Source organism: Flagellimonas sp. CMM7 (assembly GCF_021390195.1).
Lineage (GTDB): Bacteria > Bacteroidota > Bacteroidia > Flavobacteriales > Flavobacteriaceae > Flagellimonas.
Genome location: NZ_CP090003.1, coordinates 1,392,456 through 1,414,731 on the forward strand (window position 1 = coordinate 1,392,456; position 22,276 = coordinate 1,414,731).

Consider the following 22,276-nt stretch of genomic DNA (forward strand, 5'->3'; position numbering starts at 1 on the left):
TAGGGTTTCGAAATCTAATTTCATTAGGGAGATTATCTCGTGAAGCTTCTGTCAATTAAAGATTTCTTGTTTTGAAGATTTTAATTTAATTGGGTAATTTCAAACCAACAGTGATAAAAAATGTATCGATTTCGAAAATCAGTAGATGATTTAAGAGTATGGAACAATAATTTAACCCTTGTTAACAAGTCATTTTTGAAAATTATGAAGGAGTTGGTTTCTTTCATGAACGCATTGGTTTAAATTATTTTAAAGACTATAGTTTTGTTGATATTGGGATTTCCCGAATTCGATTTCCTGTTGCAGCAAAAACTGCGTTCAATAGCGCGGGAGCAATACCTGGCACCGCAGGTTCACCTGCACCAGATGGCGAATCTGGACTATCCAATAAATGAACATCAATTATTGGGGTTTCATCCATTCGCAACATATCATAGGAATCATAGTTTTCCTGTTCTACGCTTCCATTTTTAACGGTAATCTTATCTTTAAGTGCAGCAGTCAACCCCCATACTATACTTCCTTCAACTTGAGCTTTTACTTGACTTGGGTTGATGACCAGTCCACAGTCCATAACAACAGTAACTTTTACAACTTTCAACTCTTTACCAATTATTGAAATCTCAATTACCTGAGAGCAATAAGATGTATTATAGCCTACTGAAGAAACTCCTTGGTAGTGATTTTCTTTAGTTTGCCCCCAATTGGATTCATGTTTAACTTTTTCAAGGGTACGTTTTAGTTTTTCAGGATAAAGATTGTCGCCTACCCAAATGTCCATAATCTGCTCCACTACTTCTGCTTTTTCCAATAATTCTAATCGATACTCAATAGGGTCCATTTGTCCAAGATGAGCTAATTCATCAATAAAACATTCCAAACTTAAAGCCCAAGGATGGGCATAAACACTGCGCCAAGAAGCTCTGGGTAACAACGGACCTTTCTTTTCGTAAATACTGTTGTAATGAACCTTTGGTAAGGCATAAGGATAAGGTTGAAATCCACTGGTCCTTCCCACGGTGCCTTGATAGCCCAGGGCAACTGCTTTATTGTTTTTATCCAACACGGCATCCCAAGAATCTGCACTTAGAGGATGGTACTTAGAAGTTTTGAAAGTATCTTCTCTTGACCAAGTCACCTTTACGGGCTTACGTATTTTTTCCGAAATTAAAACGGCTTCCTCCACAAAATCGGAATGAAACCGCCTACCAAACCCACCTCCAGAGGGTAGGTTGTGCGATATTATGGCAGCTTCAGGTATTCCGGTAAGTTCGTAGATACGTTCTCTGAACATGGCCGGTGCTTGGCTACCCGCCCAAATTTCAATGGTATTCCCTTTATGATGGGCGGTAGCGTTGAGTGGTTCCATACAAGCGTTAGTTTGATAGGGAGTGACGTAGGTCGCTTTAAATTTCTTGGAGTCCTTTAATGCTTTTGAAGCTTCCTTGAAATCATGATTTATTCTTTTGGGCTCATCCAGTTGATCCAAGATTTCCTGTTTGACATCCAAATCGGATTTTTCAGCAAATCGGCCCAAATCCCATTCAATTTCCAACAACTTTTTCGCTTCAAAAGCGGCCCAAGTGTTACTTGCTAGCACTGCAATACCAGATCTGACACCTCCTTTAAAGTCATTGCTAGGGTTTATTTCTGTACTTGGAACTTCTATCACATCGATAACCCCAGGAAATTCCTTAGCTTTTGTTGCATCAAAATGAATCAATTTGCCATTCCAAATCGGACAACGGGCTATGGTGGCATAGACCATATCGGGCATTTTGATATTGATACTATAAGGCAATCGGCCTTCAACGATGGTTTTTGTTTTTTTTCCTATCACCGGCTTTCCTATGTAGTTATAGGTGGAGGCATCTTTTAATTCAATTTCCAGAGGTATGGGAACCTCTTTGGCTAATACTATTAAACTAGCGTAAGAGGCTTTTTTGTTGTTGGATTCACAGCTTACCCAACCGTTTTCACTATAACAATCGTTGGGTTCTACGTCCCATTTTTGGGCAGCAGCCAGAACAAAGATTTCTCTAGTCGTAGCCATTGCCTTGCGTAAAGGGTTCCATAAAAGTCGTAAGCCATTGCTTCCTCCTGTGTCTTGAAAGTGTCCATATCGTTCAAAAGCGCCATCTCCGAATTCCACTTTAAGTTTTTCCATAGCAATACCGAGCTCATCTGCTACAATCATAGTAAGTCCTGTGGAGGTGCCTTGTCCCAGCTCGGTTATTGAACAAATAAATGTGATGGTATTATCCGGGTCTATTCGAAGAAAAAAATTCGGCTCCCAACTTTCTTGTCCTGCTGTGTCGATTGTACATGAAAGTGGAATGAAGGTGCTCATTAAAAGCCCTCCCCCAGCAAGTGTTGATGTTTTAAAGAAATGTCTTCTTTTCATAGCTCTCGATTTTTTTGAGCGACTTGTTGAATGGATTTTTTGATTCTTGGATAGGTGCCACATCGACAAATATTACCGCGCATTCCCAATTCGATTTCCTCTTCACTAGGGTCAAGGTTTTGCGTTAACAGCGCCAATGCGTTCATGATTTGTCCGCTTTGGCAATACCCACATTGAGGTGTATCATTTTCTACCCAAGAGTCTTTTAGGGGTTGTAAAAGAGAATTGGGTTCAGAATGTTCAATAGTGGTGATTTTTTTATCCAATACTGCTGAAATAGGAATACTGCATGAACGTGCAGCCTCACCATTTACCAAAACTGTACATGCCCCACATAGGCCAATACCACAGGAGTATTTGGTACCGGTCATCTCTAACAAATCGCGTAAAACCCACAAGAGGGGCATGTTTACTTCAGCTTCAAATGAATAATCTCGATTGTTGATATTAAGCGTCATGGTTGATTGTTTTTGAGTGATTTTTCGTTGCTAATGTCGAGATGTACCCGCTAGGTAAATCAATATATTGAATAGAGCTATGATATAACTAACCGCAAAGAATCTAGTATTGATTTCCGAAATGAATAGACTTTTTAAAAATGATGGGGCTTAGAAGTTTGAACCTTCATAGGAAATTTTGCCTCGCATCAATTTTCTTAATCGCTCGACGTAGCCAATTCTTTATAGCGGGTTAAATTCAACTTTACAATAAAGAAATTCAACGAGCCATTGTTACTTGAAGTCATGGTCGATTTAAACCTCGCATAGCTTTCCATAGCTGTTTCCTTGGTGTTCGGAGAGATTCTACCAGAGGTAAACAATAAATGTTTTCCATCAGGGGTAACATAAGGGCTTCCATCAATTTGATCACTGTTGATGGTTTTGCCCATATTAATGGGATCTGTCCATTCATCACCACCTTTATTGAAACTGATGTAGAGGTCACTATTTCCATATCCATCTGGTTCATCCACACGAACAAAGATGATAAACGATTCATCCTGTGCCACAAAAGCATCGGCCTCTCTGGCATCAGTATTGATATTTTTGGGCAACGGTATAGGTTCACCATAGGTGTCATTTTCGAATTTGGCATAATAGAGGTCACTATTCCCGCTCTTGTCCGAATTAAAATAGAGGTTACCATTTTTAGTCATCACTGGATAAAATTCATTCCCTTTTGATGCAATTGAGCCGCCTATAGGTGTTGGTTTTTGCCAAAGACCTTCCTTTAATCTAGACTCCCAAAGATTAAAGTTGAAACCTTCTGGTTTACCTTCATACTCCTCATATGTGGAAAACAGCATGCGTCTACCATCTGGAGAAATTTGTACATCGGCTGTGGCAATATCGAAAGAAACAAAGGGAACAAATTTGGGTTGCGAATATGTTCCATTCACAAATTCTTGATAGGCAATACCGGTAATTCCTAATTTTTGAGAAGTAGCAGTATAATAAATGGTATTACCATCAGGACTAAAACTGGTATTGAATTTGTCGATTGCCGTCGAAACAATATTGGGATAAAACATAACAGGTGTTTCTCCCAAGGAATCCAATTTTTGAAATGGATTTTCAATACCATTTTTAGGTAAGGTCTGTTGTTGTTTTTCGTTGGTACATGATAGTGGTATAGCTGCTGATATAATTCCCAAAAAATATTTACAGAGATTGTAGTTGAATTTGATGTTTGAAGTGGTCATATCCCTCCATTCCTTAATGATGTTCTCTATTTTCATTGTTATCCTATTTGTCCGAGAAGTGTTGAAAATGCAACCAATCCTCATTCTTAGGGTAATTTTAGCATTAGTTACAAAAATTGAGTTCCCGATTTTCGATTTTTGGAGAAAGTTTTACCATTTAGATTGCTGTTTATACTTATTTAAGGCTGTACTGTTTTCCAATGATTTCATATCAAACTCTATCAAGCACCAATACTTAAGTGTTAAACTTTGTTAAAAGGTGAGCATCACGGTGAGCCCAAAAAACCGCCCCTTGGCATGCCTTTGATAACTGGCATTTTGAAGAAAAGTTCGAGTCCCGTCCGGACCGCAAAAAGCCCTCAAGAAATTGAGGGCTTTTTTGTTTTCAGAATTCTCACCACAAATCTATCCCCATGTTCTCTCAAGGAATTTTATAAAATTGAGGTGCATAATATTTTCGACATCATCATCCGAATACCCTCTTTCATGCAGTAAAAATGGTATTTTCTGTAAATCAGCTATAGTATCAAGATCATCCGGAGATTGCTCTTTGCCAAAAGCCCCGTCAAGATCAGTTCCGACACCCACGTGCAATGAGTTTCCGGCCAATTGGCATATGTGATCAATGTTGTCTACCATCTGATTTAAAGTAACCCCCATAGCTTTGGGAGTGGATTTTCCCCTTATCCAATTAGGAACCATCATCCATGCATCAAGAGCAAGGCCTACAACTGCTTTTCTATCAATTAGTTCATTGATTTGTTCATCTGAAAACTGCCTGTTATGATTTACAAATTTTCTGCAATTATTATGGCTTGCCCAAACCGGCCCATTGTAAATTTTCATTGTTTCCCAAAAACTCTTATCGCATAAATGGGTAGCATCTAAAATAAGATTGAGTTCTTCTATTTTTTTTAAAAGCTCTTTTCCTTTAGTACCAATTCCCCCGATGGAGTCAGTGCCATGTGCGTATGTCCCAGGCCCATAGTGTGCAGGACCAATAGCCCTTAACCCCATTTCATGGGATTTTTCAAGATGGTCTATGGTAATGATTGAATCTGCGCCTTCCAAGCTAAGTATGTATCCAATTGGCTTTTTGGAGTCACTATCATCACGTTCCCAAAGTGCCATATGTGTTTTTAACTCTTTTAAATTGGTAATCTGCACCATTTCACCAATTTCTTCCATGACCTTGTACCAGGCAAGTTGTCCCTGGGTTTGTGCCCAAGCTTGATGTGGAGAATTCCAACCAGGCAATGGGCTTCCTTTTTTTACATAACGAGCAATTTGTGTTGCCACGCAGAGACCTACATTACCTTTTCGCATTGCCTGTAAAGAAACGGTGTTTTTACCTCGATCGGGTTTATCCATCATCCCTTCTTCGCTCTTTCTGATTTCTTCAACAGTCCAGGTTAAATCCCTGTTCCACTCCAAAGCGTTCATGGCCAAATCCAAATGTGCATCAAATACGAACATTATTAGGTATTAGTGGTATAACATATTGTGTAAGCCCTCTTTTTATTGCTTTAACGCAATTGGAACATAGCCTCTACTTCAACGGGAATGTTGTCTGGCAACATCATTCCAACTGCGCTTCTAACTCCAATTCCATTTTCCTTTCCGAATACATCAGCCATAAGCTCGCTGAACCCATTTACAACATAGGGTTGTCTTCCAAAATCCGGGGTTGAATTGACCATCCCTAGAACTTTGACCACGCGTTTAATTTTATCCAAACTGCCAAAATGTGTCTGAATGGTAGACAGCATCGTTAATCCAACTTGGCGAGCTGCCAATTTAGCCTGATCTTCATTTAGGTCATCTCCAGCGCGACCTACCATTAAAGTTCCATCCAAATTAATAGGTCCCTGTCCAGAAATGTACAGAAAATTATCCACCACCAATAGTGGCTTATAAACTCCTAAGGGTTTAGGAGCAGGTGGAAATTGAAGCCCTAATTCTTTTATTCTTTCTGAAGGTAAATTATCCATAATACTAAAAATTAAATAAACATATTCAACGTTAACACTCCTAATAATCCAATCACACCCACCAAAGTTTCCATGACCGTCCATGTGGACAAGGTTTCTTTGACTGTAAGATTGAAATATTCTTTGAACATCCAAAAACCAGTGTCGTTCACATGGGACAACATTAGACTTCCTGAACCAATGGCCAATACCATAAGTTCTGTATTAACGCCTGTTCCCGATGCTAATGGAAGTACAATACCAGCAGCCGTTAATCCCGCAACGGTTGCAGATCCAACACAAACTCTAATGGCCGTCGCTATTAACCAGGCTAAAACCAAAGGGGATACACTAGAGCCTTTTAATAAGTCTGCGATATAATTGCTTACGCCACTATCTACCAGCACTTCTTTTAGCGCCCCAGCTCCAGCAATGATCAATAGAATCATAGTGATACTGGATACTGAGCTGGATAGAGAATCCATAACTGCTCCCATTTTTTTGCCTCTTGAAAAACCCAAAGTATAAATCGCTACCAATACTGAGATTAACATTGCAATGACTGGGTTCCCCAAGAAGACAAGAATAGTTTTAACGCTACTCTCTTGCATAAATTGATCTACAGCAATGGATAGACCTATTAACAATATAGGTAGCAAAGCAGTCAACACACTGACCATTACACTGGGCAGATGTTCATCTTTTATAACAACGGGGTTGTAAAATTCCTTTAAAGGCTTTGCCTCAATTTTTTTTATTGTTCGTGCAAAAAGTGGGCCTGCGATAATGATTGCAGGAATTGCTATAACAATACCATATATGATGGTTTTTCCGATATTGGCATTAAACATGGCGGCAATAGCGGTTGGTGCAGGGTGTGGCGGCAGGTATCCATGGGTTACGGACAAAGATGTGAGCATAGGCAATCCAACATATAATAATGGAAAACCTGTTGACATGGCAATGGTAAATACCAAAGGAATTAATATTACAAAGCCAACAGAATAAAACATTGGAATACCTACAATAAACCCAGTTAAAACCACTGCCCATTGTACATATTTAACTCCAAAAGCTTCTACCAATTTTGTAGTGATTTGCTGCGCCGCACCACTATCTGCAACTAGTTTTCCCAACATTGCTCCCAGACCTAAGATCAAGACCAAAAAACCAAGTGTATTACCAATGCCCGTCTGAATGGATTTAACAAGACCTTCTAAATTCATGTTTTGGGATATTCCCACAAACAAGGAAACAATTATAAAAGAAAGGAAGGCGTTGAGTTTAAATTTTGCGATGAGTAGAAACAATAGCAATATTCCTAATACAACAAAAACAATGGGCATAAATTTTGGTTATTGGTCGATTATAAATGTAATGATTCAGGAACAAAAAACCACCAACAACCCAATATAGATTGCTATCAAAAAAGGCGAATATTGTGATGTTTATTAAATAATATTCTTTTCAAAGATTAAAAAACCATCAACCAATTAATGATATTAGCCGAAAGCCTATATTACCTTGAATAAAAAAATAAGGTTCTTATTGAGTACACCCGCATAAACCCTTCAACAAAAACCGAAGGTTTTTCAGCAAAACAATACCTTTTAAAAAAATGTCACTTGACCGCGACATACTCTGAAGGGGAACAACCAAAGTACTGCTTAAAACAAGTGGAGAAATACGCTGGTTGATTAAACCCAACGGTGTATCCAATCTCTGAGATATTCACACCTCCATCTTTTAGAAGTTGAGCTGCAAGCTTTAGCCGTTGGGCTCTTATAAATTCTGTAGTGGAAAATCCTGTTAGAGCTTTCAACTTCCTATGCAAATGCATTCGACTTAACCCTATCTGATCAGAAAACACTTTCGCACTAAAATCTGGATCTGTCAATTGGTCATCAAGTATAATTTGAATTCTTTTAAGCAATAGAGCATCTATGGACGTCAGTTCAATTTCGTGGGGTTTAAGAAACACTTGTTGACTGAATTTTTCCTGAATGGCTGTTCTGGAGGCAATCAACTTTTCAATAACCACTCTTAATTTTTCTTCCTTAAAGGGTTTTATCATATAAGCATCAGCTCCAGTTTTAAGTCCCGCCAGTTCATCTTCTTCAGCAGATTTTGCTGTTAGCAGTACAATTGGAATATGGGACGTTCGCTCATCTGCCTTTAGACTGTTACTTAAATAAATTCCATCTTCTACAGGCATCATAATATCAGAAACTATCAAGTCTGGTATTGTCTCAAATGCCACATCCACCCCTTCTTTTCCATTTTCCGCCTGCAGTACACGATAGTCGTTTTTCAATAATGATTGTATAAAAAGTCTGATTTCTTCATTGTCATCAACTATTAGTAACAACGGAAGGGATTCATCATGAGATTGGACTTCTTCCGGTTGAGGGATGATTTCTGTATTGAACTCGGTTCTAGAATTTTCTAAAAGATCACTTGCAGAGGCTAATTCTTCCTTAGTAAATGCATTTTTGGATATGGGCAAAGTAACACTGAACCTTAAAGTTCCCCGAGTAGGTTTATCTGCCTTAACTTCTCCATGGGACAAATGGGACAACTCTTTTACCAAGGATAATCCTATACCGAATCCTTGATTAACCGAATTATTCTGATAGAAACGGTCAAACAACTTAGGTAGTTCTTTTTCGGTCAAGTTTTCATTTTCGTTGATAACGCTAATCCGCACCTCATCATTAACAATCTCTGCTTTAAAATCAATGTTACCATTTTTATCGCTGTATTTAAGTGCGTTTGACAGGAGGTTCCCCACGATTTTTTCTACTAAATCTCGGTCAAACCAAGCTTCATCAGGAAGGTTAATGTCAGTATTGAAGGTTAAGTTTTTGCGAGCGGATTGATAACTGAAAGGCTCAACGAGGTGTTTGAGAAATAAATCCAGATTTCCTTTTGATAATTTTAGTTTTCTACGTCCGGCCTCAATCTTGGACAAATCCAAAAGTTGATCTACCAAACTCAATAACCTATTTGCATTTCGTTGAATTAAACCCAAGTCCGTTTTATCATCTGATGATAATCGCTCTTTTGACAATTGATGTGCTACTGGCCCAGAGATAAGGGTAAGCGGAGTGCGGAATTCATGTGAGATATTGGCAAAAAACCTAGATTTGGCAGCTTCTAACTGTCTTAGCTTATCATTGGTTTTTTGCTTGTTCCTGAAAAGGATGTAGAGTGCTATAACTGCAAGGCCCAAAATTAAAATCCCTGCAATAAAAAGGCTTTTCTCATTTTTGGATTTTTGTTTTTCCAGCTCTGCTTGCGAGGTAAGCAATTTTATTTCCTGCTCTTTCTTTTCTGTTTGATATTTCTTCTCTAGTTCCTCAACCACCAAATGGTTTTGAAATCTTCTGATGCTATCCTCTAAAACAGCTCTTTTCTCATAGGCCACAACAGCTGCCTCAAAATCCTTCATTTTCGTATAAGTAGCTATCAAACCTTTATACGCTGCCAAAACATTAAGCCCTTCTGATTTGTTATTCTCTAAACCGCTTTTAATTTCAAGCGTTTTGTTATAATACGATATTGCTTTCCGATATTCTTTTCTAGCACTATAAAGATCCCCCAGTGCTGTGTAATTGGTAGCCAAAAATGTAATCCGTTGTGCGTCTTCTGAAAGTACATTACTTTTTAAAAGATATTCTTCCGCTTTTCCAATATCTTCCTTTAAATAACAACTGCCCAATCTCATGTATATTTCTGCAAGCATATTCGCATCTTCATATTCCTCATAAAAGTCTTTAGCCTTTAGTAAATGTTGTATAGAAGTTTTGCAATTACCTTGAAGTTCATAATGAATGCCCAAAGCCGCTTCACCATAATGCACTCCTTCTTGGTGTCCTAGTTTTTGATAGACATCAATACTCTTTTCTAGGTACTTGACTGCCTGTGAATCTTTGAGTTCAGAATATATGAGACCAATGTTTGAGTATGCAGCGGCCAAAGATTTATCCAAACTATTTTGGGCGGCGTAGATAGAGTCCAGTTTTAAGTAATAGGTTAGTGCTTCGGGGTATTGCGTGAATTGAAAACTCCTATTGCCAAGTGCTACATAAATGGAGCTCAGCAGCCGCCAGTCGTCAGTTTCCTTGGCACTTACCAACGCTTTATTGATAAATTTTAAGGAAAGAGAATCATTTCGCCAAACATCATAAATAATGGATATTTTTTTATAATTATCAGCCATGTAGGCCTTATTCCCCAGTTTTTCAGCTATGGCAGCAGCAGCTTTGATGTGAAATAGCGCACTGTCTAAATTTGACTTTGCAAAGTAGAATCTTCCACTTTGGGAATTATAAAAATAACTCCCCTCTTGATACGAATTTTTTGTTGAAACCTCTCCAATACGCTTGCGATAAAAGTCGGCAGAATCCAAAGAAGTGTATAAATACGACTCAAAGAGTTCATTTGAAATCTTAACGGTTTCTGCCGTCCCGACCTTTTGTTTTAACAGTCTTTTTAATGAGTCTATTTGCGGAGTTTCCTGACTCCAACTCAAGGAATACATTAATACTGTAATTAACAGGCAAAGGTTGGTTTTCATACTGCTTAGTGAGGTTACTCTAAAAAGATACAAAAATTGATTTTCTATCAGGCAAATAGAAGACCCATAAAATCTATTCCGTTTTTATAGTCGTCCTACCCCAAATGAACTGAATAAATCAATGCTAGAGTTAGAACATGTTCGAATATATCGTTCTTAAAATTATGGCGACAAATTTAATAGTGCCAATGTATCAACCCCGTGTTTTATCAAGTATAATTATATCTCCACTTGAGTCTGTTAGTGATAACTCACTTGCAGTAATACTATTGATAGTTGCTGAAACAATCTCAGAACCAAACGTAATTTCCAAAGACGAACCACTTAAGGTATAAGTAGCTGTGGCAGTTTCTTCTAACTCACAAGTCCCCGAATTTTCTTCAAAATTTTCCTGTACAATTGAACCATCATCATTAAATTGAAGAGAGCCATTTTTTTCACATGCTGAAAAATCGTTCGGTGTTTTGGACTCTAGATACCATTTACCAGAAGTCAGTAAATTTTCTGTTTTCTGCGTTTCGGATAAGTTGTCATCATCATTATTATCGCTGCACGCGAACGACAAAAATAAAAGACCTAGAATACTAATTGTTTTTATTGTTTTCATAATATATTTCTTAATGGTTATATTTTTCTGGTTACCTTCTTGCTGTAAAGGTTCTTTTCCTGTCCGTAAATCGATGTAACAGCTTGTCGTCATCACCTCTTTTATAAAAGTCTCCGACTGCAGTTGAACCCGTCCGCGCTTCAATTCGAATTGCATTGAGATTCCAATTGTCTCCGCCGGAACCACCTCTAAATGTAGTTTGGAGCACTACTTGCGAAATCTCGGATATATTGTAGATGTTGTTGTTAAGGGTTATATCAACCGAGTTTAAACTTCTATCCTTCCAACGGGTTCCTTTATTTACGTTGTTGATCGTTTGCTTTCTTCCGTTTCTATAATGAACTACAATATTGAGATTATCATTACCTCCTCTTAGGTCATCATCACCAGTTCGCATCCACAACCTTAGCTTATCTATTTTCTTTCTGTTAATGGGAGTTCGTTTGCCTCCGGTACCGCCTGTTCTTGGGTTTGATTGAGTACGAGCAATTGTGGGCGGATTGGGATTGATAAGTGCTCTAAAAACTTTGTCTTTCCCCGTAAAGCGTTTTAATGGCCCCCCTAATTTTTCATAAATACGCCTGTTTACATTATACCCCCTAGCATTAATTTTCAACCCATTTAAATTGAAATTGTCATTCCCAGATACCGTATTCAATTGAACTGATTTTATCTTATTTAAAGCAACTGGTGTTTTAAGGGGAATTGTGATGTACTGCGAATAATTGTCTATCCACTTATTTCCTTTGTTGACATTGTATACCCTTTGAGAAGTAGCACCATGATAATTGATGGTAAGGTTTAGATTGTCATTTCCTCCTCGTAAATCGTCTCCTCCCACACCAAATTCAAATACAAGCTCATGTATTTTCCTGTCGTTTGGATAATCCGTAAGTGAGATTCTTGCTGGCGATTTAGCTCTATAGTTTCTATCAACAAAATAGGTTCGCCATCTTTTCTTCGGATTCTCCAAATAATAAAACGTTTCGTTTTCAAAATTGGGAACCATGGTTTTAATCGCCCCTTTATAATTAGGATCATAAACGTAAATTTTCATTTTACGTTTATAATTACCGTTGGCAATATCTTGCGCTGAGCCAAAATCGTAGCCAATGGCCAAAATTTGATGATTGCCAGGATCCGATTCCTCTTCCCCTACACTTTGCATTCCCAATGGGACAGGAATACCGCGATCTATATAAGAGCGTAACTCGTTAATTCTACTGCCTCTTTTATTCTCAATGCCCCAATTGAAAAACTCACTGTTACGAGCACCATCTGGATTGAAACCAATCTCGCCCCATTTGTCCAGGTTTGAAGTGAGCGATGTCACCTGACGATTATATAAATAGCGTTGCAGCGGACTTCCTTCGGTAGGTCTGTAGCTAGTTTTAGGAATTAATCGGCCTCTTGTGTTGTAATAATCCAAAGCGGAGTATACCATACCCCCGCATAACCCTCCTGTCCTCCAGTCCAAAGCGTCCACAAAAATGTTTTTAAAGGTATTGTTGAATTTGAATCCATGCTGTTCAGGTTTAAACGAGGTCATCTTTTTAGTTTGACCTATGCCTTGGAATCCAAGCACAATTGATCCAAATAGTATAATGAGATTTTTCATTTGATTTATTTTTTGGTTTTGGTTATTAATCTGGAAGGTTGTAAAATGCTTTTACAGCTTCATAATCGTTGTAGTCCAATGCTGATTTTCCACTTACATTTATATTGCCCGGGATTATGACATAGCGGAGTCGATTATAGATAATGCCCTCAAACTGTCCAAACGTATCCCTAGTTTCAAAATCTCGATCATACCTTCTAATGGTTATCCATACATCGCCCGATATCCCTCTAACATTCATTGATCGTGAAATATTTAAAGCTCCAGTACTTGTACTATATGAGTTCCAAGGAACAAGAAAAGTAGATCCGTTATTGGTAATCCAATAAAAGAGAATTACACCATCATCGTAGTTTTCTCCAAATTCCGGGTCCGTAACAGCCATTCGTTTAGCTCTAGGGGTATCAAACTCATTCCATTCTGGAAAGAACCAATCTGAATAAATGACATTGGCATTGCCATCTTCCCCATCTGCACCAATTGGGCCTTGTTCTCCTTGTTCTCCTTGAATTCCCTGAGAACCATCTTCCCCTGGAACACCTTGAGACCCTTGTGGCCCAACAGCGCCATCCTCTGCGGAGCATCCTCCCAACCCAATCAATAAAGCGAGCACTAACAGTTTTGAAATTCCATTTAATTTTTTCATAATCAGTGTTTTAATATTATAAATTATAGATTAATGGGGGAGTTTCGTACTATTTATTGTTCTACTCAGAAATAGAACAATCACAGAACAGGATAAAAGTAGTTTGAGGTATTTTGGGTCCTTATTTGATATGTAACATAAGCTTTCGTATATGTAACATGAGGCAATTTTGCAAGCCTTGGAGGTCAGCACAATCGCAAAAAATGTTTGGTATCCTTAGACCATGGAAGAGTTCCTAAAAAATAGAGCACTATTTTTATTTATAGCTGTTTCTCATTATTTACTATGCATGATTAGCATATTTTTAATAAAAAACTTAGTTTTAGTGGAAATAAAACATAATCCCATGGGTAAATTTGAAATAAAGAAAGATAAATCTGGACAGTTCAGATTTAATTTAAAAGCCAACAACGGCCAAGTTATTTTAAGTAGCGAGGCATATACTACCAAGCCTGCCTGCGAAAACGGTATTGAGTCCGTAAGAACCAATTCTCAAGATGACAATAGGTTTGACAAAAAAACTGCAAAAGACGGTAGCCCTTACTTTAACTTAAAAGCTTCCAACGGACAAGTTATTGGAGCAAGTGAAATGTACTCCAGTACATCTGCCATGGAGAATGGTGTTGCTTCTGTAAAAAGCAATGCTCCGGATGCTTCAATTGAGGACAATTCATAATTGTTTTAAAACATCTCATATAGCAGAATATGATGTAAAAAACAAACGGCCCTATCGGGCCGTTTTCTCTTTATTAAATTTACATACAATCAAGCTAATTAAAGACTAATTCATCCAAGAAAATAAAACTATTGCCTCCAGGTTCAATGTGCCAATCAGGATTCTTCAACGGGCTTTCAACAAAAAGCCTTACCTTTTTTAGTGAAATCGGATCAAAGGCAATATTGTAAGCCATACGTTCAATATCAATGCTAGGTTCTGGCTTTGGCAGTTTTATGGTCTTTATTTTTCTAAAATTATTCCCATCTGTTGAGCCCCAAACGGTATAGCCTACAGGAAAGAAAATCCAACTAGTCGGTATGGAAAGACTCCCTACCGAGATATTTGACACTGTGGTCTGTTCTTTAAATTCTATGGTTGCTGTCATATGCTGACTTTCATACCCCACCCAATTACCGTCAACAAAATTAGTTGTTCCTCGTTTGAGATCCATAAGTGTTTTACCACCTTTAGCTTTATATTTTGGATGCGGGGTGCTTGCTAATGTTATGTTACTGATTTCCACCTGATTTTTCAAGAAATGTGCCGTACTAACTAAACTGGGCTCCCAATTGTCTGAAGTGGCGTATGTTTTTAATGTAGAAGTTTCTGTAAGATAAAATGGCGCAGAATATTCCTTCGGAATAGTATCGTTTTTCGAATTTTCTGTTATGTAAAACACCTTGGCTCCTTCAAAATATTGTTCAATCGATATTTTTACAGAGTCCTTAAAAATTTCTTGATCCGCGATGATAGTAGGAGGGGTTAACGTACTTGATGCAAAAACACTGTCCGCTATCTGACTTTGCACTAAAATCGCATCATTTTGTCTTTGAAATTCAGCAAGTCCATCTTCGGTCATTTTGGTTTGCCATACATAAAGGTTTTTTAAATTGGATAATGTTGCAAATGCGCTAAGAGCTGAATCATCCAATTCCGAACCATAGAGGTTCAATGATTCCAGAAATTCAAAATCACCGAGCATGGGCACAATTGCATTGGTTATTTCCGTATTCTGCAACTGAAGCTTGGTAAGGTGTTTAAACTGTTTTAGTTGCTTGGCCAATTCATCGGTTAAATTGGTATGCCCTAAATTCATTTCAACAATATTATCCCTATATGGTTTAAGCAAGTCAAAGTCTTGTTCACCAAGATCTTTCCTTTTCAAAAAATTAATGGATAACAGCGGAACTTCTTCTGAAGCCAACTGTGCAGAGATATTATTTTGGGATAAGGTGCCGATGAACTCTAAAGGTACAATATCCACTTTTTCGGCAATCAACGCTTTTACGGAGGTATCCTTTTCTAATGAGGCTAATATCGCGGCCAATTTTTCATCAGCAGGTAAATTCTTTACCACGCAATCAAAACAATTCTCATTCTTCATCCACCAATTCATTAAAAGTACTTCTTCTTGAGTAAGCTGTACTTTTCCCTTTGGCGGCATATGTTCTTTATCCTCAATAGGTAGATAAAGGCGATGCATTAGCAACGATGTCTTCTCCTGCTCCAGTGAATCTAAAAGTGACCCGGAATCTCCTCCTGCCAATAACTCCTTTTGCGAAGTGAGCAATAATCCTCCTTTGGCCTTACCACTATTGTGGCAACTAACACATTTTTGTTGAAGGATAGGTTGAATGACATCTGAGAATACCACCGCTTCTTCTATATCTTCAATTATGGGTTCTTCATAAGCTTCTTCAAACAAAAAGTCTTCACCATGGGTAAGACTTCCTCCATAATGTCCTGTCAGGGTAAGAAGAATCAATACTAAAACAAAAACCGGGAAATATGATTTTTGAGCCAATCCATTAGCTGATTTTTTAAGAAAAAATAGCATCAAAGCGCCCACGGAGAAAGCTACTGCAATCCACCGGTGTCTAAATAGTAGTTCTTCATCATATCCTCCGTTTTCTCCTAAAAACCAACCTGATGCAACTGAAAAGATGGCACTGAAAGCTCCTATTGCCAGCGCAAATAGAATAGTTCCATTGTCTTTTGGAGCCGGTTTTTTATAGTAATAGAGCTCCATTAAGAATGCCAAAACTAAAATCCCAATGGGCAAATGGACAAATAAGGGATGTAAATTTCCTAACTGCATTATTAGCTTTTATTTATTCAACAATAATTTCATCCACGAATACCCAAGGCAACGTTCCTTTACCTGGATGCCAATCGGGGATTTCTTTTAAAGAAGAAATAGTTATGGTCAATGTGCTGTATTTTTCTTTTTGAACGGGAATCTCAACAAAATCCATTGTTTTGCTTTTAGCTTCCTCACTACTGCTCAATTTAATAGCGCCAACAGAACCCCTTGCCGATTTAACATCTATCGATGCAGGATAAAAAATCCATGATCCTTGATCCTGTAATACGCTCACAACTATCTTTTCCACTAAAGCGGGTTCTTGAAAATTAAGGTCGACAACAATTTCATTTTCTTGAAAACCCAACCACCTTGTACCATTTCTAAAATTCACTGTTCCCTTAAGGCCGTCTATCAAGGTATTTCCTACGTTTCCTTTATAATTTTCATTGGGTCCGGGGTTAATATTTATTACGGCGCTGGAAATATCCTTGTTCATTTTACGTACAACCAGCTCCAGCTCTTTGCTAGGCTTAAAATTCTTATGAAAAGCCTTTACCTTTAAGCGGGTCGTAGTTGTAATTTTTAAAGGTCCTCCATAACGATGGGAATTTTCTGTAACACTACTCCCGTCTGTTGTATACCTAAGTATTGCATTATCAAAAGCCAAATCTACCTTTACCAATGCCGAATTTCTAAAAAGTGATGAATCCACATGAACTATTGGAGGTGACAGCTGAATAGCTGATTCATCTAAAAAAACTGGTTTCCTTGATTGGCATGAGAGAGTGGTCAAACTGAAAAAGAAAATCAAAGCTGTTGCTTTCGCAATCTTCCCAAAAGTACCAATTGCTGTATTTAACTTAAGACCTAAAACCCTCATACCCGATATAATTTTATGGGATATGTGGCAGAAGAATTCCATTGGGCAACATAAATATTCTCATCTTCATCTATACACACATCATGAGGGTGCGTAAAAATCTTTAAGGTTTGATGCATGGGATTCAGGTTGTCATTTTCATAATGCGGAATACTTCCTCCCGGAGCAGAAATCAATTTGTTGTTTTCATCCAATATTGAAATAAAACCCGTGCCTTCAGAGCCATCTCCAGACCATATTGTAGCTAGGTAAATATGGTTGTTATGTATCACCGGCCTACATATGTAAGCCCCTGGCAAATCAATGGAATCAAGGTAAGTACCATCCAATGAAAAACGCTTTAACTTATTTTGCTGGCGAGCTGTTATCAACAAGCTTGGATTTTTTGGATTACGGTCATCAATACAAATACCATGTGCATTATTGAATAGATGATCTTCATCACCTCTACCCCCAAATATGTTTTTTATGTTTCCCTTGGAATCATAGTGCGTTATAAATTGAGCCCCATAACCATCTGCAACATATATATCTCCATTTTCCGCAATTGTAGTTTCAGTTGGTATGTACTCCTCTTTTTTCTGGTACTTGCCACTTTCTTTTGGGAATGGAAGAACTTGAATCACTTTTCCATCCAAAGTCGTTTTAATTACCTCATGCCTATCATTATCCGAGATGTACAAAAATTCGGTTCCATTTTCATCATGAATGGTTAATCCATGGGCCCCGGGATATTCTTTGCCCCAAGCATTCAACAACTTTCCAGATTTATCGTAGATAAGAACATTGTTTTTGGTGTGGTTGGTCAACAGGATAATTCTACCCTTGGCATCTTGGACCATCTCATGACAGTCCTTTACCGGGAAGTTTTTGCTATTGAGCTTCCCCCAGTTTATATCCACTTTGTATTGGTGGCTTCCATGGCCAATAATAATATCTTTTTGCATACGCTCAGAAAATGATAAACTACCTAGGGATGCCAAGCCCAAAGAGGCCAGTCCTCCTTTTTCAATGAATCCCCTTCTGTTCATCATGCCAATATATCCTTTACCAGGTGCCCCTCTACATCAGTAAGTCTAAATCTTCTTCCCTGATATTTATAAGTGAGTCTTTCATGATCAATACCCAACAAATGAAGTAGTGTCGCCTGAAAATCATGAACATGCACGGGGTTGTCAACTATGTTATAGCCGAACTCATCGGTTTCACCATATACAAAACCGGGTTTAATGCCTCCCCCTGCCATCCACATGGTAAAACATCTTGGATGATGGTCTCTTCCATAATTAGTATCGGTCAAAAGGCCTTGAGAGTAATTTGTTCTCCCAAATTCGCCTCCCCATACCACCAAGGTATCTTCTAACATACCTCTTTGTTTAAGGTCAGCCACTAGAGCCGCTGAAGCTTGATCTACATCTTTTGCCTGCTTTTCAATAGCAGAAGGCAAATTATCATGCTGATCCCATCCCATATGGTATAATTGAATAAAACGAACATCTTGTTCTGCCAACCTTCTTGCCAGCAAACAATTGGCGGCGTAAGTGCCGGGTATTTTGGCATCTGCCCCGTACATTTTATAAATGTAATCCGGTTCGTTTTCTGTGTTCATTACCTCTGGAACAGAAGTTTGCATTCTATAGGCCATTTCATATTGAGCTATCCTACTTTGAATCTCATCATCCCCAAATTCCTTATACTGTTTTTCATTAAGTGCTGCTAGATTATCCAGTATGGAACGTTTGGTTTCCTTGGATATTCCTTTTGGGTCATTTAAATAAAGAACGGGGTCTTTTGCAGCCCTGAACTGGACTCCTTGATGCAATGAGTGAAGAAAACCATTACCCCACAATCTGGTGTACAATGGCTGACCGTTTGGTCTTCCCGTACCCCTGGACAATAATACTGTAAATGAAGGCAGGTTTTCATTTTCGCTCCCTAATCCATAACTTAACCAAGAGCCTATACTGGGTCTCCCAGGCTGTTGGGAACCGGTCTGGAAAAAAGTAACGGCGGGATCATGGTTAATTGCTTCAGTATACATTGATTTTACAATGCATAGCTCATCTACCATTTTTGCGGTATAAGGTAATAGGTCACTGATCCATGTTCCGTTTTTACCATGTTGCTGAAAACCAAAATTTGAACCCACCAAAGGAAACTTGTCTTGTCCCGAAGTCATTCCGGTCAAACGTTGTCCATTACGAATGGATTCGGGCAAATCTTCACCTCGCCTCTGGTTAAGCAATGGTTTGTAATCAAAAAGTTCTAATTGTGAAGGCCCTCCACTTTGAAATAGATAAATGACCCGTTTTATTTTTGCTGGATGATGAGGGGAGTTAAGAATACCCTTTATCCCCATTGGATTATCCGCTTTAGTAATTAAACTGCCTTCTTTTTGATAAAAATTACAGCCAAGAAGAGAGCCCAATGCCATTCCACCAACTCCCAACGCAGACTTTCCCAAGAAAGACCTCCGGTTCATATTGATGGCGTTGTCTGCTATTATTTTCTTTTCGCTCATATTATCCTCTTGAGATGGTTTCGTCTAAATTTAGTATTGTATGTGCCGTTAAGGCCAATGCCGTAAGATGATCTGAAGAAATATCCACATCAACAGAAAACTCTCCTATTGACAGGTATTCGTCCGTAATGACCTCGCCTGTTTTTATCTTTTCAAAAGTGTCCAAATAAAGGTCATGCAAAATTTTCAATTCTTCTTCATTTGGCTTCCTAGAAGTAGCATTTTGAAAAACATATCCTATTTGGTTCATTGGTTCCTTGCCACTTGCATCTATTGCTTTATATGCCAAAGCTCTAGCGGCCTCTATAAGTTGTGGGTCATTTAAAAGTACAAGAGCCTGCAACGGAGTATTGGTTTCTTGTCGTTTTACAGTACAAAGGTCTCTTGAAGACGCATCAAAGGTCATCATACTGGGTGGTGGAACAGTTCTCTTCCAAAATGTATATAAGCTTTTCCTGTACAAATCTTTGCCCTCGCTCTGAACATAGGTTGAAGTACTTCCTCCCCCTCCTCCTGTGGTCTCTTCCCAAATACCATCTGGCTGATAAGGTTTTACACTTGGTCCACCCACCTCAGCATTTAACAAACCACTAATTTTTAATGCTTGATCTCTAATCATCTCAGCACTCAATCTTAACCTAGAAGCTCTTGCCAAATATGTATTTTCGGGATCTAACTCTTGCATTTCTTCTGTGATATGGCTGCTCTGTTGATAGGTAGAAGAGAGCACCATATATTTAATAATCTGCTTAACATCCCACCCTTCTTTCATGAACTTGACTGCCAAAAAATCCAATAATTCTGGATGGGAGGGCAATGCTCCTTGATTTCCAAAATCATAAGAACTTTCCACCAAACCTTTACCAAATATTTTTTGCCAGATTCGATTGACGGCAACTCGAGCGGTTAATGGATTGTCTTCATGAAACAACCATTTGGAAAGTCCTAGTCTATTCCTTGGAAATTCTTCTGGGAACGGCAAAATTGCTTCAGGAGTTGAAGGAAAGACTTGTTCAGAAGGTTGATCATAAACTCCTCTATTCAAAACAAAGGTTTCTCTCTGGACCTGCATATCTTTCATAACCATTACTTCCACCTTTTGTTCAGGGTTTTTGGTCATGTTCACAAAGCTCAACACCCCTTCCATATCATCTTTTGAAACGGTTATGTATGGTTCCGGTATTTCCTGGGCATTTGCCATAAGCCCTTTCTCATCTATATTGTTAAAAAAACCGAAAAGCTCGAAATGTTCTTTTTGGCTTAAAGGGTCATATTTATGGTCATGACAACGGGCACATTCCATGGTCATTCCTAAAAACGCCGTACTGAATGTGTTTGTCCTATCCTCTACATATTCTATTCGGTATTCCTCAGGAATAACTCCTCCTTCTGCGGTTATCTTATGGTTTCGGTTAAATCCTGTGGCCAAAATGGATTCTTTGGTAGCATTGGAAAGCATGTCTCCCGCCAACTGGTAGGTCACGAATTTATCATAAGGCATGTTCTTTTCAAAAGCGTGGATGACCCAATCGCGCCAAGGCCACATGGTACGTTCAAAATCATCTTGATAACCATGAGTATCTGCATATCTTGCAACATCCATCCAGTCTGCGGTCATATATTCTGCATAAGCCGTAGTGTTGAGCAAAGAATCAACAACCTTTTCATAGGCGTTTTTAGAGTTGTCTTTTAGGAAAGTATTCACTTGATCAACACTTGGGGGCAATCCTGCAATGCTAAAAAATGCACGACGTATGAGTTGCTCTTTGGTTGCTTTTTTTGAAGGTATAAACCCTTGGAGGTTCAGTTTTTCGAGAACAAACTTATCTATTTCGTTATGACTCCACTCATCACTCTCAATTACTGGGACTTCTGGGCTAACCGGTGGCACAAATGCCCAATGTTTCTTGTACACAGCACCTTGTTCCACCCATTTTTTAAGCAATTCCTTCTCATAATCCGTTAATGAAAGGTTTGAATCTGGCGGTGGCATTTTTAGTGCTGCATCCTCTTCAAAAATCCGTTTTATCAACTCACTTTTTTCCAAATCACCAGGGACAATGGCATATCTATCCTTGTCCTCTCCAATTGCGGCATAAGCATCTTCAGACTTGTTTAACGAAAGACCACCCTCAATGGCATTTTTATCCGGTCCGTGGCATGCAAAGCATCTGTCTGAAAGAATTGGTTTTATATGAAATGAGAAATCAATATTGTCTGGGATTTGACCTAAGGATTGCTCTTGAGAAATGGTTGCGTATTCTCCTTTTTTACTCTGACAACTTATCACAAAAAAAGACATCATAATGAAATACGCCGCTTGCGATAACTTCTTTTTTAATGTCTGGAAAGAAGGCATTTGATTTGGATTTTTGATTGTTGCTTTTGAAACTAGTTAGATAACTGGAAATCCACTTAAAAAATTCGACCAATGGCAAAGCAGAAAAGACCAATGAAGTTGTATTAGCAAATTCAATTGGAATTCATTAAATAATTGAAAAACTGCACCAAATTCAAGCTTACTAGGCTAAGAAATTCAATAAAT

Annotated in this window: 16 protein-coding genes; 1 reads left to right on the plus strand and 15 read right to left on the minus strand. The window is 38.4% G+C overall.

Going from position 1 to position 22,276, the window contains the following annotated elements:
* Window positions 1–256: 256 nt before the first annotated feature.
* The 10 genes from LV704_RS06365 to LV704_RS06410 all read right to left on the minus strand — a co-directional run bounded on the left by LV704_RS06365 (window position 257) and on the right by LV704_RS06410 (window position 13,526).
* Window positions 257–2,404: a molybdopterin cofactor-binding domain-containing protein gene (locus LV704_RS06365; protein WP_163421187.1), complete on the minus strand. Its 2,148-nt coding sequence runs from the start codon at window positions 2,402–2,404 to the stop codon at window positions 257–259.
* Complete coding sequence (locus LV704_RS06370; RefSeq protein ID WP_163421186.1) at window positions 2,401–2,862, minus strand: (2Fe-2S)-binding protein; 462 nt, start codon at window positions 2,860–2,862, stop codon at window positions 2,401–2,403. The genes LV704_RS06365 and LV704_RS06370 overlap by 4 nt, the downstream gene beginning before the upstream one ends.
* Before the next feature lie 197 nt (window positions 2,863–3,059).
* Complete coding sequence (locus tag LV704_RS06375; RefSeq protein ID WP_163421185.1) at window positions 3,060–4,142, minus strand: PD40 domain-containing protein; 1,083 nt, start codon at window positions 4,140–4,142, stop codon at window positions 3,060–3,062.
* A 369-nt stretch (window positions 4,143–4,511) separates the two neighbouring features.
* Window positions 4,512–5,582, minus strand: coding sequence for a dipeptidase (locus tag LV704_RS06380; RefSeq protein ID WP_163421184.1), 1,071 nt, complete (start codon window positions 5,580–5,582; stop codon window positions 4,512–4,514).
* Between the two features lie 50 nt (window positions 5,583–5,632).
* Entirely contained in the window at window positions 5,633–6,097 is a 465-nt protein-coding gene (locus LV704_RS06385) for a RidA family protein (protein WP_163421183.1), read from the minus strand.
* A gap of 11 nt (window positions 6,098–6,108) precedes the next feature.
* On the minus strand, window positions 6,109–7,422 hold the full coding sequence (locus tag LV704_RS06390; protein ID WP_163421182.1) for a gluconate:H+ symporter: 1,314 nt from the start codon (window positions 7,420–7,422) through the stop codon (window positions 6,109–6,111).
* Between the two features lie 275 nt (window positions 7,423–7,697).
* A complete protein-coding gene (locus tag LV704_RS06395) occupies window positions 7,698–10,619 on the minus strand; it encodes a response regulator (protein WP_163421181.1) in 2,922 nt (973 codons plus the stop codon).
* 229 nt (window positions 10,620–10,848) lie between these two features.
* Complete coding sequence (locus LV704_RS06400) at window positions 10,849–11,262, minus strand: lipocalin family protein (RefSeq protein ID WP_163421180.1); 414 nt, start codon at window positions 11,260–11,262, stop codon at window positions 10,849–10,851.
* A gap of 31 nt (window positions 11,263–11,293) precedes the next feature.
* On the minus strand, window positions 11,294–12,880 hold the full coding sequence (locus tag LV704_RS06405) for a hypothetical protein (protein WP_163421179.1): 1,587 nt from the start codon (window positions 12,878–12,880) through the stop codon (window positions 11,294–11,296).
* Between the two features lie 25 nt (window positions 12,881–12,905).
* Window positions 12,906–13,526 (minus strand): collagen-like protein, encoded by a 621-nt coding sequence (locus LV704_RS06410; protein ID WP_163421178.1) that lies wholly within the window; start codon window positions 13,524–13,526, stop codon window positions 12,906–12,908.
* Between the two features lie 346 nt (window positions 13,527–13,872).
* Here LV704_RS06410 and LV704_RS06415 point away from each other — a divergent pair, with 346 nt between their 5' ends.
* Window positions 13,873–14,202: a YegP family protein gene (locus tag LV704_RS06415; protein ID WP_163421177.1), complete on the plus strand. Its 330-nt coding sequence runs from the start codon at window positions 13,873–13,875 to the stop codon at window positions 14,200–14,202.
* 94 nt (window positions 14,203–14,296) lie between these two features.
* On the opposite strand, the gene LV704_RS06420 is transcribed toward LV704_RS06415, so the two are convergent.
* From LV704_RS06420 to LV704_RS06440, 5 genes are read right to left on the minus strand one after another with little or no spacing between them, the layout of a single operon-like run.
* Window positions 14,297–16,342: a DUF2231 domain-containing protein gene (locus LV704_RS06420; protein ID WP_163421176.1), complete on the minus strand. Its 2,046-nt coding sequence runs from the start codon at window positions 16,340–16,342 to the stop codon at window positions 14,297–14,299.
* 13 nt (window positions 16,343–16,355) lie between these two features.
* Window positions 16,356–17,210, minus strand: a complete 855-nt coding sequence (locus LV704_RS06425) for a chitobiase/beta-hexosaminidase C-terminal domain-containing protein (protein ID WP_163421175.1) — start codon at window positions 17,208–17,210, stop codon at window positions 16,356–16,358.
* A complete protein-coding gene (locus tag LV704_RS06430; protein WP_233782159.1) occupies window positions 17,207–18,244 on the minus strand; it encodes a 6-bladed beta-propeller in 1,038 nt (345 codons plus the stop codon). The genes LV704_RS06425 and LV704_RS06430 overlap by 4 nt, the downstream gene beginning before the upstream one ends.
* Entirely contained in the window at window positions 18,241–19,731 is a 1,491-nt protein-coding gene (locus tag LV704_RS06435) for a DUF1501 domain-containing protein (RefSeq protein WP_163421174.1), read from the minus strand. Before LV704_RS06435 ends, LV704_RS06430 begins: the two co-directional genes overlap by 4 nt.
* Before the next feature lies 1 nt (window position 19,732).
* Entirely contained in the window at window positions 19,733–22,090 is a 2,358-nt protein-coding gene (locus LV704_RS06440) for a PSD1 and planctomycete cytochrome C domain-containing protein (RefSeq protein ID WP_233782160.1), read from the minus strand.
* Window positions 22,091–22,276: the final 186 nt, after the last annotated feature.